Source organism: Cryobacterium glaciale, from assembly GCF_004402535.1.
In the GTDB taxonomy this organism is placed as follows: domain Bacteria; phylum Actinomycetota; class Actinomycetes; order Actinomycetales; family Microbacteriaceae; genus Cryobacterium; species Cryobacterium glaciale.
On sequence record NZ_SOEY01000006.1, the window covers coordinates 396,779 to 411,131 of the forward strand.

The 14,353-nt window shown below is 65.3% G+C and carries 15 protein-coding genes; 7 read left to right on the plus strand and 8 right to left on the minus strand.

The window, feature by feature from the left end:
• The first annotated feature begins 8 nt into the window (after positions 1–8).
• Positions 9–1,064 carry an LLM class flavin-dependent oxidoreductase gene (locus E3O06_RS03610; RefSeq protein ID WP_134501605.1) on the plus strand — a complete coding sequence of 352 codons (1,056 nt, stop codon included), beginning with the start codon at positions 9–11 and terminating at the stop codon, positions 1,062–1,064.
• Between the two features lie 67 nt (positions 1,065–1,131).
• Positions 1,132–1,650 carry a DUF488 domain-containing protein gene (locus E3O06_RS03615; protein WP_241979839.1) on the plus strand — a complete coding sequence of 173 codons (519 nt, stop codon included), beginning with the start codon at positions 1,132–1,134 and terminating at the stop codon, positions 1,648–1,650.
• A gap of 12 nt (positions 1,651–1,662) precedes the next feature.
• On the opposite strand, the gene E3O06_RS03620 is transcribed toward E3O06_RS03615, so the two are convergent.
• Positions 1,663–2,304 carry a DNA-3-methyladenine glycosylase gene (locus E3O06_RS03620; RefSeq protein WP_134501607.1) on the minus strand — a complete coding sequence of 214 codons (642 nt, stop codon included), beginning with the start codon at positions 2,302–2,304 and terminating at the stop codon, positions 1,663–1,665.
• Between the two features lie 283 nt (positions 2,305–2,587).
• Here E3O06_RS03620 and E3O06_RS03625 point away from each other — a divergent pair, with 283 nt between their 5' ends.
• The 4 genes from E3O06_RS03625 to E3O06_RS17885 all read left to right on the plus strand — a co-directional run bounded on the left by E3O06_RS03625 (position 2,588) and on the right by E3O06_RS17885 (position 4,534).
• A complete protein-coding gene (locus tag E3O06_RS03625; RefSeq protein WP_241979840.1) occupies positions 2,588–3,058 on the plus strand; it encodes an anthrone oxygenase family protein in 471 nt (156 codons plus the stop codon).
• A 128-nt stretch (positions 3,059–3,186) separates the two neighbouring features.
• The gene (locus tag E3O06_RS03630; RefSeq protein WP_134501608.1) at positions 3,187–3,897 is read left to right on the plus strand and encodes a class I SAM-dependent methyltransferase; all 711 of its coding nucleotides are present in this window, start codon (positions 3,187–3,189) and stop codon (positions 3,895–3,897) included.
• Positions 3,898–3,908: 11 nt separating this feature from the next.
• On the plus strand, positions 3,909–4,160 hold the full coding sequence (locus tag E3O06_RS17880; RefSeq protein ID WP_241979841.1) for a dihydrofolate reductase family protein: 252 nt from the start codon (positions 3,909–3,911) through the stop codon (positions 4,158–4,160).
• Positions 4,160–4,534 carry a dihydrofolate reductase family protein gene (locus tag E3O06_RS17885; protein WP_241979842.1) on the plus strand — a complete coding sequence of 125 codons (375 nt, stop codon included), beginning with the start codon at positions 4,160–4,162 and terminating at the stop codon, positions 4,532–4,534. Before E3O06_RS17880 ends, E3O06_RS17885 begins: the two co-directional genes overlap by 1 nt.
• Before the next feature lie 49 nt (positions 4,535–4,583).
• On the opposite strand, the gene E3O06_RS03640 is transcribed toward E3O06_RS17885, so the two are convergent.
• Positions 4,584–5,126, minus strand: a complete 543-nt coding sequence (locus E3O06_RS03640; protein WP_134501609.1) for a hypothetical protein — start codon at positions 5,124–5,126, stop codon at positions 4,584–4,586.
• Between the two features lie 330 nt (positions 5,127–5,456).
• Between E3O06_RS03640 and E3O06_RS03645 the strand changes: the two genes are divergently transcribed.
• A complete protein-coding gene (locus E3O06_RS03645) occupies positions 5,457–6,059 on the plus strand; it encodes a tyrosine-type recombinase/integrase (protein WP_241979849.1) in 603 nt (200 codons plus the stop codon).
• 668 nt (positions 6,060–6,727) lie between these two features.
• Here the strand turns inward: E3O06_RS03645 and E3O06_RS03650 are convergent.
• The 6 genes from E3O06_RS03650 to gabT form a co-directional block, all read right to left on the minus strand.
• The gene (locus E3O06_RS03650) at positions 6,728–7,375 is read right to left on the minus strand and encodes an FMN-dependent NADH-azoreductase (protein ID WP_134501611.1); all 648 of its coding nucleotides are present in this window, start codon (positions 7,373–7,375) and stop codon (positions 6,728–6,730) included.
• Positions 7,376–7,583: 208 nt separating this feature from the next.
• Positions 7,584–9,122, minus strand: a complete 1,539-nt coding sequence (locus tag E3O06_RS03655; RefSeq protein ID WP_134501612.1) for an APC family permease — start codon at positions 9,120–9,122, stop codon at positions 7,584–7,586.
• 12 nt (positions 9,123–9,134) lie between these two features.
• Positions 9,135–10,037, minus strand: a complete 903-nt coding sequence (locus E3O06_RS03660; protein ID WP_134501613.1) for a universal stress protein — start codon at positions 10,035–10,037, stop codon at positions 9,135–9,137.
• Entirely contained in the window at positions 10,034–11,395 is a 1,362-nt protein-coding gene (locus E3O06_RS03665; protein WP_134501614.1) for a flavin monoamine oxidase family protein, read from the minus strand. Before E3O06_RS03665 ends, E3O06_RS03660 begins: the two co-directional genes overlap by 4 nt.
• Positions 11,396–11,420: 25 nt before the next feature.
• The gene (locus E3O06_RS03670) at positions 11,421–12,923 is read right to left on the minus strand and encodes an NAD-dependent succinate-semialdehyde dehydrogenase (RefSeq protein WP_134501615.1); all 1,503 of its coding nucleotides are present in this window, start codon (positions 12,921–12,923) and stop codon (positions 11,421–11,423) included.
• Positions 12,920–14,299 (minus strand): 4-aminobutyrate--2-oxoglutarate transaminase, encoded by a 1,380-nt coding sequence (gene gabT / locus E3O06_RS03675; protein ID WP_134501616.1) that lies wholly within the window; start codon positions 14,297–14,299, stop codon positions 12,920–12,922. The genes E3O06_RS03670 and gabT overlap by 4 nt, the downstream gene beginning before the upstream one ends.
• Positions 14,300–14,353 lie beyond the last annotated feature (54 nt).

A 14,353-nucleotide genomic window follows, 5' to 3' on the forward strand; every position in this document is an offset into this window, starting at 1 on the left:
ACATGCACATGGAGAACACCTTGGAAATCGGCGCCTACAGCTTCGGCGACACCCAGCGGGGCCCCGATGGCAGCTCGCGCTCCACCGCAGAGGCGATCAAGAACCTGTTCGACGCCATCGTGCATGCCGACCGGGTGGGTCTCGACTATTTCGGAGTCGGTGAGCACCACACCGTATCGATGCCGGCGTCGTCGCCGGGAGCCCTGATCGCGGCCGCCGCAGCCGCAACGACGCAGATCACGCTCGGCAGTGCGGCCAGCATTATCTCAACGGATGACCCGGTGCGGGTGTTCCAGCAGTTCGCCACAGCAGACGCCATCTCAGGCGGCGGCCGCATCGAGATCACCGCCGGCCGCGGCTCGTCGGTCGAGACGTTTCCGCTGTTCGGATTTGATCTGAACGACTACGACGAGTTGTACGCCCAGAAGCTCGACCTGCTTCTGACGCTGAATAACACCACGACCGAGCACGTGACCTGGTCGGGCCGCACGCGCCCGCCGATTCCAGACCTGGCCGTGGTGCCACGCCCGATCAACGGTTCGCTTCCCATCTGGATCGCCACCGGAGGCAGTGCGCCGTCGTCGGCCCGCGCCGGACGCCTCGGCCTGCCAATCTCCTACGGCATCATCGGCGGCCAGCCGCACCGGTTCGCGCCGCTCGCCAACCTGTACCGGCAATCAGCTGCGCAAGCTGGCCACACGGGCGACAACATCAAGGTCTCGGTGGCGACCTTCGGGCTGGTGGCCCCGACCAAGAAGGAAGCCGTCGAGCGGATGTATCCGGGGTGGGTCAACCTCAACGTGGAGATGGGTCGGCTGCGCGGCTGGCCGGTACCGCAGCGTAGTTCCTATCTGGCTCAGGTCGACGCCCCCAGCGCCTACTTCGTGGGTGACCCCGACGATGTCGCGGAACGCATTGTCGCGCTGCACGGGCACCTCGGCCACATGCGTCACTTTCTGCAGGGCGATCACGGCGGGCTCCCCCAGGAACACCTGCTCGAGTCCCTCACTCTGCTCGCCACCGAGGTCAAGCCCCGCGTGGACCGCCTCCTCGCCGCGAAATAGTCCCATGCCTCCTCGCGAAAGCGAGTGAATAGACATGCGGTTGAATGGGAACATGGCCGGAACCTGTGTGTACACGATCGGGCATTCAACTCATCCCATTGATGAGTTCATTGGAATGTTGAAGGCAAATGGTATCGAACGTCTCATCGACGTGCGTACCGTGCCGGGGTCTCGTCACAACCCACAATTCGGCGAAAGCGAACTCGTCACCAGCATGGCTGAGGCTGGCGTCGACTACCAGCGAATCACAGCGCTCGGCGGGTTACGGCACACCGCGGTGGCAGAGGCAACGATCAACGGAGCGTGGCGCAACAAGAGCTTTCGTGACTACGCCGATTACATGCAAACCACCGAGTTCGTCGGCGGCATCGACGAGTTGATTGCGTTGGCGGGGAAGCAGACGATGGCAATCATGTGTGCCGAAGCCGTGCCCTGGCGTTGTCACCGATCGCTGATCGGAGACGCGCTGATCGCTCGCGGACTGCAGGTTGCCAACGTGATGAGCCTGACCTCGACCAAGCCGCACACCCTGACCAGTTTCGCGAAGGTCGATGGTGACCGCGTCTGGTACCCGCCCGAAGACTGATCCTGGGCCGGGTTACGGGCGGCCCGGTTTGTAGGCCGAGACCGACGAGGCATCCGCTGTCCAAAATCGCCAGGGGAAGTTCGTCGCACTGCCGCCGGGCCCGCTGACGCCAACGCGTGGCCCGGTGAGATACGGGACGACGACGCCGTCATCCGGTACGAAAAACTGCCACTGTCCGCCGAAAAGATCATCACCATCGTTGGCCAGAGACGCCCGGAAGCATTGGGCGACGCAGCCAGGGCCTCGCGCCAAACTCCTATCGAGAAGGGGAACCTTTCGTGGTCTGCTTTCTCGACGGCCGCGGGCGATATCGGCTCCTTCCAGCACGTCTCCTGCCCTGATGAGACAACCGTAGGGCTGGCCTGGTCGTCCGGCGACGAGGTTCAGTGCGTGGTGCATTCCGTAGGTGAAGTAGCAGTAGAGGTGCCCGGCGGGACCGAACATTGTCTTATTCCGATTCGTCATACCCCGATAGGAATGCGCGCCGGGGTCGCGTTCACCGGCATACGCCTCGACCTCGGTTATTCGAATGGACACAGTCCCATCGTCATCCGTGCGTTGCAGGATGCAGCCGAGAACTTCGGGTGCGAGATCGAGTACCTCACGGGCAAAAAATCCCCGATCTGCAAGATGAAATCCCTCCAGCACATTCACTCAAACAGTGTATCGACTACTCCTAAAGCCAAGTTTCGATAACGGCAGAGTGGCCGGGGGCCGTGGCGAACTTGCGGTCATCGGTGAGCCGGGCAGACCCAACGACTCCGCTACCGCAACAGGGAACGCGTCGGAGGCGGTGAAATTGTCCCGAGCGCGCCTCCTCGCGGCGAAGTAGCTCGCCCCGCTTTCGCGTGTCCAGCGTGCGGTTTACTGGATGAATGACCACACAGGATGCTGTCACGCGCGCCGACCAGTCACCACACCAGGGACGCCAGCTCCGATGAGCACCCTTGAAGTTGTCGTCACCATCACGGCCGCACTCGGCGCCGCGCTGGTCGGCGGCGTCTACCTGGCCTTCTCACTGTTGATCATGCCGGCGTTCCGCGCCGTTCCCGCCGCTGCCGCCGTCGCCGCTATGCAGCGCATAAATGTGCGCGCGCTGCGGCCTCCGTTCATGGTGGTCTTTTTTGGTGGGGCAGCGGCATCCGCTGCTGTGATCGTGCTGCAACTCACGTCGGCGGTGCCGGCCGGACCCGCCCGGATTGTTGGCGCAGTGCTCGCCCTGGCGGCCGTGGCGATCACCGTGGTGCGCAACGTGCCACTCAACAACGCCCTCGTGCGGGTCGGTCCCGACTCACCGAATGTGTCGACGGCGTGGCACTCCTTCGCCCGCAGCTGGACCCTCGCCAACCATGCGCGAGCGGTCATATCCGCCGCGGGCGCCATACTGCTCATGCTGTCGATCATCTGACCCCTCGGCACCTGCTGTCGCGCGCCGGCGGGCTGGTGAGCATCTCGCGATGGGGCTCCCCGAATTTGCCTGCCGTGGACTGGTGCGGGAAAATTGACAGACACACCCACCCGAACGAAGGTTGCCCAGTGAATCAGTCAGCACCCACCCCGGCCGAATACTGGGAGAACCGATACCGGGAGAACGGCAAGTCCTGGAGCGGGAATGTCAACGCCGCGCTCGAACGCGAAGTTGCCGGAGTCGCCCCGGGAACGGCACTCGACATCGGCAGCGGCGAGGGCGGGGACGCACTGTGGCTGGCGCACAATGGCTGGTTCGTGACCGCAGTCGATATCTCACCGACAGCCTTGGCCATCGGCGCTGCGGCCCAGGGCCCCGAGGACGACGTGACCTGGGTGGCCGCGGATCTCGCCGAATGGTCGCCGCCCGGAACCTATGATCTGGTCACGTCCTGCTTTCTGCACTCGTTCGTCGAGCTCCCGCGCGAGGCGATCCTGCGCCGGGCCGCCGCCGCGGTCGCGCCCGGAGGGCTGCTCCTCATCGTCGGTCACTCGGGCGCCCCGCACTGGCTGACCGCGAACGATGACGACCAGCCTCACGCCAACGAGCAGGAGCACCAGCACCAGCACGAAGACGCCAAGGAACACGAGCACGATAACGCCGACCTGCCAACAGCGGAGGACGTACTCACGGCTCTGTTCCACGACAACGACAGTCTCGATCGTGCCGATTGGACCGTGCTCACGAAGAGCCTGGTCGAACGCCCGATCACCGCTCCCGATGGGTCAGAGTCAACCATCGCCGACAGCGTTCTGAAACTGCGCCGCGCCGCGGCCTGAAGGCAACGACCGTGAAGCTGACATTGACCGAGTTCGTCACCCTTGATGGCGTGTCCCAGGGGCCTGGATCGCCCGAGGAGGACACGAGCGACGGGTTCACGCAGGGCGGATGGTTCGTGCCCCACATGGACGACACGTTCATCCGCCATGCTGCGGGCTGGCTCGGTCAAGCCGACGCGCTCCTGTTCGGCCGCCGCACCTACAAAGCCTTTGCGCGGGACTGGCCCCAGTCCCTGACCCGAACGACCCCTTCACCCATTTGATGAACACGCTGCCGAAATACGTCGCCTCCCAGACTCTGACGGCCGGTGCCTGGAACCCGACCACGATCCTCTCCGGCAACATCGCAGCCCAGGTCGCAGAACTCAAGCAGCGGCCCGGGCGGGAGTTACAGATCCACGGAAGCGCCCGGCTCGCGGGGTCGCTGTTGGCCGCCGGGCTCATCGATGAGCTGCGGCTCGTCGTCGCCCCGGTGATTCTCGGCCACGGGCGCCGCCTGTTTCCACCCGAAGGCGCGCCCGCGGGACTTCGTCTGGTCAGCAACGACACGACGCCGGGCGGACTCGCACTCCAGGTCTACGAATATGTCGGGCTTCCCGAGAGCGCCACGTACACCGGTGCCACCGACCTGCTTTGACGTTCGCTTCGCCACTGCCTCGTTGGGATCAGTGAGCCTAGGGTAGGCGTCATGACCCGTTACGTAATCGATCCGCCAGAACGATCGCAAGCACCCCGAGCAGTACTGTGCCGCCAACGCGCGCCAGGGCATCGACACTCAACAGGGCCACGGTCCCGAGACCGAAGCCCTCCGTGTTGCCCACGGACACAATCTCGATCAGCAGCCACGAAACGGATGCCACACCCACTACACCCGCCGGTACCCACTTCCACCGCGCCGGCACGACGCCGGCGCGAGCGATTTGCACGACCGCAACGAGCGCCAACGCGAACTTCACGTAGGAGTCGACGTAGCCGAACGCCATCAGACCGGCCGGTAAGGAGTCATTCGAAAAGCTGGATGCGATGATGTCCTGCAGCACCGACCCGAGAAGCAGCCACGCGGCCAACAGCGTCAGGGCGATGGTCCCGAGCGGACGGCGTGCCGTCACGCTCCCAAAACCGCGGATGCCGAATGCGAACACGAGCAGGGCCGTAGAGAAGAGTGCCGGCCTGAGACTCGCTCCGAGGGGAATCAGGGAGAGCGCAGGCTGTGCGACGCCAATAGTCACCGTGGCGAGCAACAATGCTCCACCGATCAACCACGCGCTCGATGCATCAGACTCTGAGTGATGTGACTCCCTTGCCTCGACCATGCTCCCCAGCGTACTCAAAGCGGTCGCAGACTCCGGTTCCGTAGCAATACGAGCGCATTTCATAGGGCGCCTCGTGAAGAACCCAACAGCGCTGGTAACTCAGCGGCGAATTCGACTCCAGTCTGGTGGCGTTCGACTGACCTGCCGTCGCACACCTCTACGGAGCTTCCACCAGGGCCATCATTAGGGTGCCGTCGTCCCTGGAAACATCCTTTTAACTATCCTTTGGTGGCTGTGCTCGGTTTAATGCTTGTAAGCGTGATTTTTCCTCGGGAATGTCGGTGGTCGGGTGTTGGGTTGAATCATGAACAATTTGGCGATGGAGCTGACCCGGGCGGCGGCCACCGTGGCGGCGCTCGGTGGTTCCAGTGCCGAGTTCGCCCCCTGTCGGATGCGGAGGAGTTCGCGGCCCGCGGGCCCACTGCCGCGCTGTTGCGGCTGAGCAACACGGCGGCGGCGTTGCTGGCGGGCACGATCGCCAGAGAGGCCCACCGATCACACCGTAGTTTTCCCCACCCGGGACGGCACCCGGATGAGCACCGATGCCGTCGCCCAACGGCTCAAGCTCCACGTCGCTGCCGCGACCGGCCGCGCACCGACGTTGAAAACGAAGACCGTCAGCCCCACCTGCTGCGGCACACCGCCGCGATGCGACTCCTCCACGCGGGCATCGACACCACAGTTATCGCGCTCTGGCTCGGCCACGAGTCTCCAGAGACGACCCTGATCTATTTCCACGCCGACCTCGCACTGAAGGAGCGAGCTCTTGAACGCGTCCGTCCCACCGGGATCCAACCCGGCCGATATGCGCCCGGCGACAAACTCATGGCCTTCCTCGAAGCTCTGTGATTATGCCGACAACACCTACGCCAATGCCAGCACAGACAAGGGATCCACCGTCAACATCGGCATAATCCGGACATCGGCATAATGCGCCCGGCACCATCTGTTGCTCCATAACCGGCACTGGAACATCCTTCTCCGAGGCGGCCAGTACTGGCTCCAGCCCGCGGTCGAGATCGACCCAGAGCAGACCCTGATCGCCCTGCCCAGCAACAGCCCACTGATGCAGGAGCCCCTGCCGCTCGATCCGTCGCAGTGAATCACACCGTCTGTAGTCGGATTGAGTCGCCAACCGCGATGTGACCCGCGCCGAAATCCATGACCCAGAGCTTCGAAATTCAACCGTTGCTCTCTTGGCAGGTCAACCAGAAAACGAAGGGATAAACCGAAGCTCCGATGGGTAATCGCGAGCTTGCTCCTCGTCGCCGCCAATCTGGTGCTGGTCGGGTATCGGTCGGGTGAGTGCGCTGACTACACCGCAGAATCGCGGGTTACGAGTAAGTGCACCACCGGTCTCCTCTTGGGCATCTCCGCTGCGTGGGTAGTGGGGATCCTCAGCCTCTCTGCACTCGCCTATTGCGTCTATCGACTGGCGCGACGCCCCAGTACTGTCTGAGATTGTCAACGCAGCCATGGTGAGCCCACCGTGAGCCGGGATGGCCAAAACGGCGCCCTCAGCCCAGGCGACGCGCGGCCCGCGTTGCGGACTCGTTTGCCGCGGCCAACTCTTCGTGTTGCTTGGCGATCTCGTCGGCGGGAGCGCCGAACCGTTCGCTCAGAGTGCGGGTGGCCACGATCGTCTCGACGCTCATTCCCAGGGCACTCGCCAGGATCAGGGTGAGCGCGGGAAGCGCGTGATCGTCGAATTCCGTGGAGGTGCCCTGGTCGTAGACCCCACCGCGGGTCGACACCAGGACGGCCGGGCGACCGGCCAGCGGCTGCTGGCTGGCGGGATCGTCGAATGGAGCCGTCACCGCCGGCAGATGGATGTAGTCGACCCAGGCTTTCAGGGTGGACGGCATCGAGTAGTTGTACAGCGGAACCCCGATCAGCAAAACATCGGCCGCGACCAATTCCGCAATGAGAAGCTGCTGCAACGCCTCCTGCGCCACGCTCGGGCTCGCACCTGCCGGGCGGAGTCGTGGCGGAAAGTGCAGCGCGGCATCCGTCAGGTGCGGCAGCGGGTCGCGATGCAGATCACGGTGAACCACCGTGTGGTCGTCGCCGAGGCTACGCCAGGTATCCGCGAAAGTCGCGGTGATGGCCCGCGAACGCGATGTCAGGAGGTCGGCGGATGAGTCCAGGTGCAACAGTGTGGGCATGCCGCCAAGCCTAGGTGCAGGCAGCGCACCCACTCGTGTCTGCGATGTGGTGGCCTTTGAGTTCTCGCACGGCCGACGAGGTGTGAGTTTCAGCGCAATTAAAACGTTGCAACTTTCTGAAACTCTCACCTCGGCAAGGGTCGCACGCACGTTGGGGCGCGGTATCCGCTTTCGAAAAGCGGATGCCGCGCCCCGCTCAGGACCTCGGCTATTCCTCGAGCTCGCCGTAGCGCGGCGCCGCCAGACTGAGCGTCTCGCCGCGGAAGAACTCCGGGCGCACCCGCGACTGCACGATCATAATGACGACGCCGATGAGCAGAATCGCCATGCCGAGAACGAAGACCAGGCCGAGTCCGAAGATCTCGGATCCGCTGCCGTAGTTCGGGTCCATGCTGTCGATGAGGGTGGTGCAGAACAGCACCGTCAGGATGATGCCGCCGACCAGTGGGAACACGAAGGTGAAGAAGGCGTTCCGTACAGTGGCGAACCACTGCCGGCGAAAGTACCAGACGCAGGCGAACGCGGTCAGGCCGTAGTAGAAACAGATCATCATGCCGAGGGTCGTGATGGTGTCCCAAAGCACGTCCTCGCTGACGAAACGCATGATCGTGTAGAACCCGGCGGCAACGATCGCTGAGGCGATGGTCGCATACCCGGGGGTGAAGAATCGCGGGCTGACCTTGGCGTAGGCCGGCGGCAGGGCGCCGTAGTGGCCCATCGCGAGCAGGGTACGGGCCGGTGAGACGAAGGTGGACTGCAGCGACGCGGCCGAGCTGGAGAGCACGGCGATCGACATGAGTACCGCGAACGGGCCGAGTGCCGGGCCAGCCAGGGCGAAGAACACGTTGCCCTGAATCTCGGGGTTGCCGAGGCCCACGCCGTCGCCGCTTACGCCGGCGAAAGAGATGGCCGCTATGGCGACGAACAGGTAGAGCACCATGACGATGATCACGGTGAGGGTCGCGGCGCGGCCGGGTGTGGAGCGGGATCCCTTGGTCTCCTCCGACATGGTCAGAGTGACGTCCCAACCCCAGAAGATGAAGATCGACAGGCTCAGTCCGGCCGCGAAAGCCGAGAACGAGGTGACGGCGAAGGGGTTGAACCACTCCAGCGAGACCGGTGTCGGGTCGAACGCTGAGCCGTTCGCGATGTGCACGAAGGCCAGGATGCCGAAGCCCACCAGCACGATCAGCTGAAAACCGACCAACCAATACTGCACCTTCTGGGTAGTCTGCATGTCCCGATAGCTGATCCAGGTGGCGATCAGAATGAACACGAGGCAGGTGCCGACATTGATGAACGGATTGCCGGCGAGCCCGGCAATCTCGGCGCTGTTGCCGAAGATCTGCGAGAGCATCAGGTAGAAGAAGTCGACGGCGATACCGGCAAGGTTGCTCAGCACCACGACCGTCGCGGCGATGAGGCCCCAGCCGATCCACGGCCCGAAAGCGCGGGTCGCCCAGGTGAAGCTCGTTCCGCTGTCGGGCATGGCCTTGTTCAGTTCGCGGTAGCCGAGGGCCACGAGCAGCATGGGGATGAACCCGGCCACGAAGATCGCCGGGAGTTGCAGGCCGACCTCGGCCACGGTGGGGCCGAGGGCCCCGGTGAGCGTGTAGGCCGGGGCGATGCAGGAGATGCCGATGATGACGGCCCCGACCAGCCCGACGGAGCCGGCGGAAAGGCCCTTCTTGGAGATACCACCGGCCTTGCGGTCAACGGCTGCACTGACGCTGAGTTCTTGAGTCATGGTCTGTTATTCCTACACTGTCACGGTGACTTGGGGCGTCACTGCCATATCGGGCAACACTGTGTAATCACGGGGCACCACGATGAGGGGCACCGGCAGTTCGCGCAGCATCTTGGCCGCGATCGAGCCCAGAAAAAGGCGGTGGGGCTGGGCGAGACGGCTGGAACCGACGATGGCGACTTCGGCCGGATCCCAGTGCAGGCCGCGCACGGCGTGCTCGATGGTATTGCCGGAGGCGACACTCGCCGTCACCTCGAGCCCGTCCATCAGATGCTCGGTGGCGTAGTCGAGCACCGACTGGGCGTGGTCGGCGGCCAGCTGGATGGTCGGCGCGTCGGCACCGGGGCGGTCGATCGCGACGAGTGAGACCAGCCGAAGCGGGGCATCCACTGTGCGCGCCAAGAGGATGCCGGCCGTCAGCAATCCGTCGAAACCCGCTTTGGTGCCGACCGCGCAGGTGACCCGGCCGATCGGTTCGTCGGTGCCCATGACCCGGCTGCCTTCTGGCGCGAGCGCTACGGGCACCGGGGAGGAGTGCAGCAGACCGCCGGCGACGCTCCCGATCGCGAAACGACCGAGCAGGCCGTGGGTGGCCGCGCCGACCACGATCAGATTCGCCTGCAGTCGGGCGGCAGCGGCGAGCAGCCCCTGGGTGAAAGAGTCGGCGTGTACGAGGTGAGTGTGCACGGAGATGCCCACGGGCACCAGGGCGCGCGCTTCTAACAGCCAGCCCTCGGCCGTGTCGAGCAGGAGCCGGTCATAACCGGGGTCGGTGGGAGTTAGCGTCGCGCGTTCTCCCCCATTGAGCACGAGCACAACGTCGAGTTCGGCGCCGGGAGCGCGGGCCAGACGCACGCCGAGGGCAAGGGCATCCGCTCCCGCCGGGGTGGCGGTGTAGCCGACCAGAAACCTCACGCACTCACCCGGGCCGCGATGATCGACGCAGCCGTGTCCTGCCCCACGCGAATGGCGCCGTCCACGTGCTGGTACCCCTTACCGGCCATGTCGCTGCAGGAGAAGGAGATCGGACCGACGGGGCTGCGCAGCTCGGCGCCGTACCGGGCCAGTCCACCCATGTCGAAGCTCGCAGCATAAGCGCCGCGGGTCCATTCCTCGGAGCCCCAGTCGCTCTCGTAGTACACGACCGGGTGCAGCGCCTGCTCACCGTAGTAGTGCGACATCGACTCGAGGATGCGCTTCTTGCGTTCGTCGGCCGTCAGCGCGAAGACGCCGTCCGCTTCTTCATCGGAGACGAAACCCACCAGGGTGCCGCGCGGGTCCTCGAAGTTGGTGTTGTCGTATGCCTCGTGCACCAGCTCGTACGGGCTGAAAGCGGTGCCGGATAGGTCGTCGGCACGCCAGAACGGCGTCTCGTAGACAGCGTGTACCTTGATCACAAAGCCCATCGAGAGGTGCTGGTGCAGCTGCTGCTGCCGACGCGGCAGGGGCGGGTCGAAACTGATCCGGCTGATCAGGGGCGGCGGAACGGCCACAATGGCGTGCCGGGCGGTCACCGTCATGCCGTCGGCGACAACCGTGACACCGGCCTCGTTCCAGGCCAGGCTGCGCACCGGCTGCTCGAGGTAGACATCACTGCCGAGCTTCTCGGCCAGAAGCAGCGGCACCTGCTGCAGACCGCCGACCACCCGCTCGTCGAGAATGAAGTCGGAGTTGACGAGGTTGCTGAATGACCCGGCGCTCGCCGCCATGAGCAGCGCCTGCAACGCCGAGAACGCGTGCGCCGGCTTGGTGAGCATGGCACCGGCAATGAACATGCCGATGTTGTCGCGGGCTTCCTGGTCGTCGGTCTGCGTCTCCAGCCAGCGGCTGAAGGATATTTCGTCGAGTTCCTTGGCAAGCGGATGCTCCCAAGGGCCATCCGGGTTGATCTCCGCCACGAGGACGTCGAGCTTGTCGATCAGGCCCACGATCTGCGCCTCGGTACCCGCCGGTACCGGAAAGATCTCCCCGTCGAACCGGCTGACCACGCCGGCACCGTTGATGTAGACGTTGCGGCCAGCCCGGTGGCGTGGATACGTTTCCAGGCCGAGCTCGGCGAGCGTGTTCTTCAGGGCGTGCTGGTCGGGCGACACCCACTGGCCGCCGATCTCGAGCATGGCGCCGGCGATTTCTTCGGTCCACAGGCGCCCGCCGACCCGGTCGCGGGCCTCGAGCACGGCCACCGTGAGACCGGCTTTTTGTAGTGCCGTGGCGGCGGTGAGACCGGACGCCCCGGCGCCGATGATAACGACGTCACGATCAAGCGTGGTCATGGTTGCTCCTGTTGTGGCTGGCGGGTTAGACCGCGGGGATGAGGGTGTACTTGGTCGAGAGGTACTCGTGGATGCCTTCAAGGCCACCCTCACGACCCAGGCCGGACTGCTTGACACCGCCGAACGGTGCAGCGGCATTGGAAACGAGGCCGGTGTTCAGTCCCATCATTCCGGTGTCGATACTGTCGATCATACGGTGGCCACGTGCGATATCGGTGGTGAAAACGTAACCAATCAGACCATATTCGGTGTCATTCGCCATTTCGATGGCCTCTTCGTCTGTTTCGAAGGTTCTGATGCCGACGACCGGCCCGAAGATCTCTTCCCGCACCATACGACTGTCGGCGCTCACGTTGGCCAGCACGGTCGGCGCGTAGAACGAGCCGGGCCCGTCGGGGCGCGTGCCGCCGGTGAGCAGCGTGGCACCGTGCGCGAGGGCGTCCTGCACCAGGGACGCGATGTTGTCAACGGCAGCGTCGGTAACGAGTGGTCCGAAGTTCACCGTGGGGTCGATGCCGGGGCCCTGCACGAGCTGACTCACCCGCTCGGTCAGCCGACGGCCGAATTCCTCAGCAACAGACGCGTGAACGATGAATCGGTTGGCCGCCGTGCAGGCCTGGCCGGTGTTGCGAAACTTCGCGAGCATGGCGCCGGTGACGGCCTTCTCGAGGTCGGCGTCGGCGAACACGACGAAGGGGGCGTTGCCGCCGAGCTCCATCGAGGTGCGCAACACGTTCTGGGCCGCCTGAGCGATGAGCGCACGCCCGACGACGGTCGACCCGGTGAAGCTGAGCTTGCGCAGCCGAGGGTCGGCGATGATCGGGGCGGACACGGCTTGCGACTGGGTCGTCGTGATGACGTTGACGACACCGGCCGGCACGCCGGCATCCTCCAGCAGCTGCACGAACAACAAGGTGGTCAGCGGCGTCAGCTCGGCGGGCTTGACGACGACGGTGCAGCCCGCGGCGAGCGCCGGCGCGATCTTGCGGGTGGCCATCGCGAGCGGGAAGTTCCACGGTGTGATCAGGTAGCACGGGCCCACCGGTCGCTGGGTGACGACCATCGTGCCGGTGCCCTCCGGGGTGGCGCCGTAGCGGCCACTGATGCGCACGGCTTCCTCACTGAACCAGCGCAGAAACTCGCCGCCATAGGTGACCTCGGAGTTGGCTTCGGCGATCGGCTTACCCATTTCGAGCGTCATCAGGGTGGCGAAGTCGTCGCGCCGCTCCTGCAGCAGGTCGAAAGCCCGCCGCAGGATCTCGGCGCGCACCCGCGCCGGCGTGGCCGCCCACGAGTTCGCTGCCCGGTCGGCCGCATCGAGCGCGCGGGCGCCATCAGCGACGGATGCGTTCTGAATTTGCTTGAGAACCTGCCCGGTCGCGGGGTCGGTCACCACGATCAGTTCCCCGGCGCCATCCACCCACTGGCCATCGATGTACAGGCGGTCCGGCACGCGGGCCAGCAGTGCCACCTCGCCGGCCGAACGAACAACCGTGGAACGAACGGCGCCCTCGATCACGGCGCTCATGCTGCGGCCGAATCGGCAGCCAGTGCGTCGGTCAGAACCTGCAGGCCCTCGAGCAGCAGGTCATCGGGAATGCTGAGCGGCGGCAGAAAGCGGATGACGTTGCCGTACGTTCCGCAACCGAGCAGAATCACGCCCTGCGCGTGGACGGCGGCGATGACCCGACCGGTCAGGGCGGCGTCCGGCTCACCGGTGGCGGGGTCGACGAGTTCGATGGCCATCATGGCGCCGCGGCCGCGCACTTCAGCGATGCGCGGATCGACCGCGGCGAGCGCAGTCAGGCGCTCGCCCATGACCTGTCCGATGGTGGCGGCGCGTTCCACCAGGTTATCCGTCTCGTAGGTGTCGATGGTGGCGAGCGCGGCGGCACAAGCGAGCGGGTTGCCGCCATAGGTGCCCCCGAGGCCACCGGCCTGCGGCGAGTCCATGATGTCGGCGCGTCCGGTGACGGCCGACAGCGGCAGGCCGCCGGCGATGCCCTTGGCGGTGCAGATCAGGTCGGGCACGATTCCCTCGTGCTCGCAGGCGAACATGTGCCCCGTGCGGGCGAAGCCGGTCTGGATCTCGTCGGCGATGAACACGACCTCGTTGGCGCAGCACCAGGCCAGCAGGGTGGCGAGAAAGCCCGCGGCTGGAACGATGAAGCCGCCCTCGCCCTGGATGGGTTCGATGATGATCGCGGCGAGGTTGCTCGCGCCGATCTGCTTTTCGATCTGCGAGATGGCCCGGTTTGCCGCGACCACACCGTCGATCCCGCCGTCGCGCAACGGGTACGACATGGGTGCCCGATACACCTCGGGGGCGAAGGGGCCGAAACCGTTCTTGTATGGCTGGTTCTTGGCGGTCATGCCCATGGTCAGGTTGGTCCGGCCGTGGTAGGCGTGGTCGAACGCCACGATGGCCTGCTTGCCGGTGAAGTGCCGGGCGATCTTGACGGCATTCTCGACCGCTTCGGCGCCGGAGTTGAACAGCACGCTGCGCTTCTCATGGTCGCCGGGTGTGAGCCGGTTTAGGGCTTCGGCGACCTCGATGTAGGAGTCGTAGGGCGCCACCGTGAAGCAGGTGTGGGTGAACTGGGCCAGCTGGGCGGCGACGGCCGCGACGACGCGCGGGGCGCTGTTGCCGACACCGGTGACGGCGATGCCCGAACCGAGGTCGATGAGCGAATTGCCGTCGATGTCGACGAGAACGCCTCCGCCGGCCGCCACGACATAGACGGGCAGCGCGATGCCGACGCCGGCCGAGACCGCCTGGGCCTTGCGTTCGCTCAAGAGGCGCGACTTCGGCCCGGGGATGCTCGTTACCAGTTTGCGTTCCTGGGCCAGCGAGGGGCCACCGAGCGGCGTGCTGGTGGGGCGAACAGGAGCTACGAGTGTCATGAGGGTTCCGATCGATGCGACGGGCGGTATCGCGGCACGATGCCGCTGTGCCAG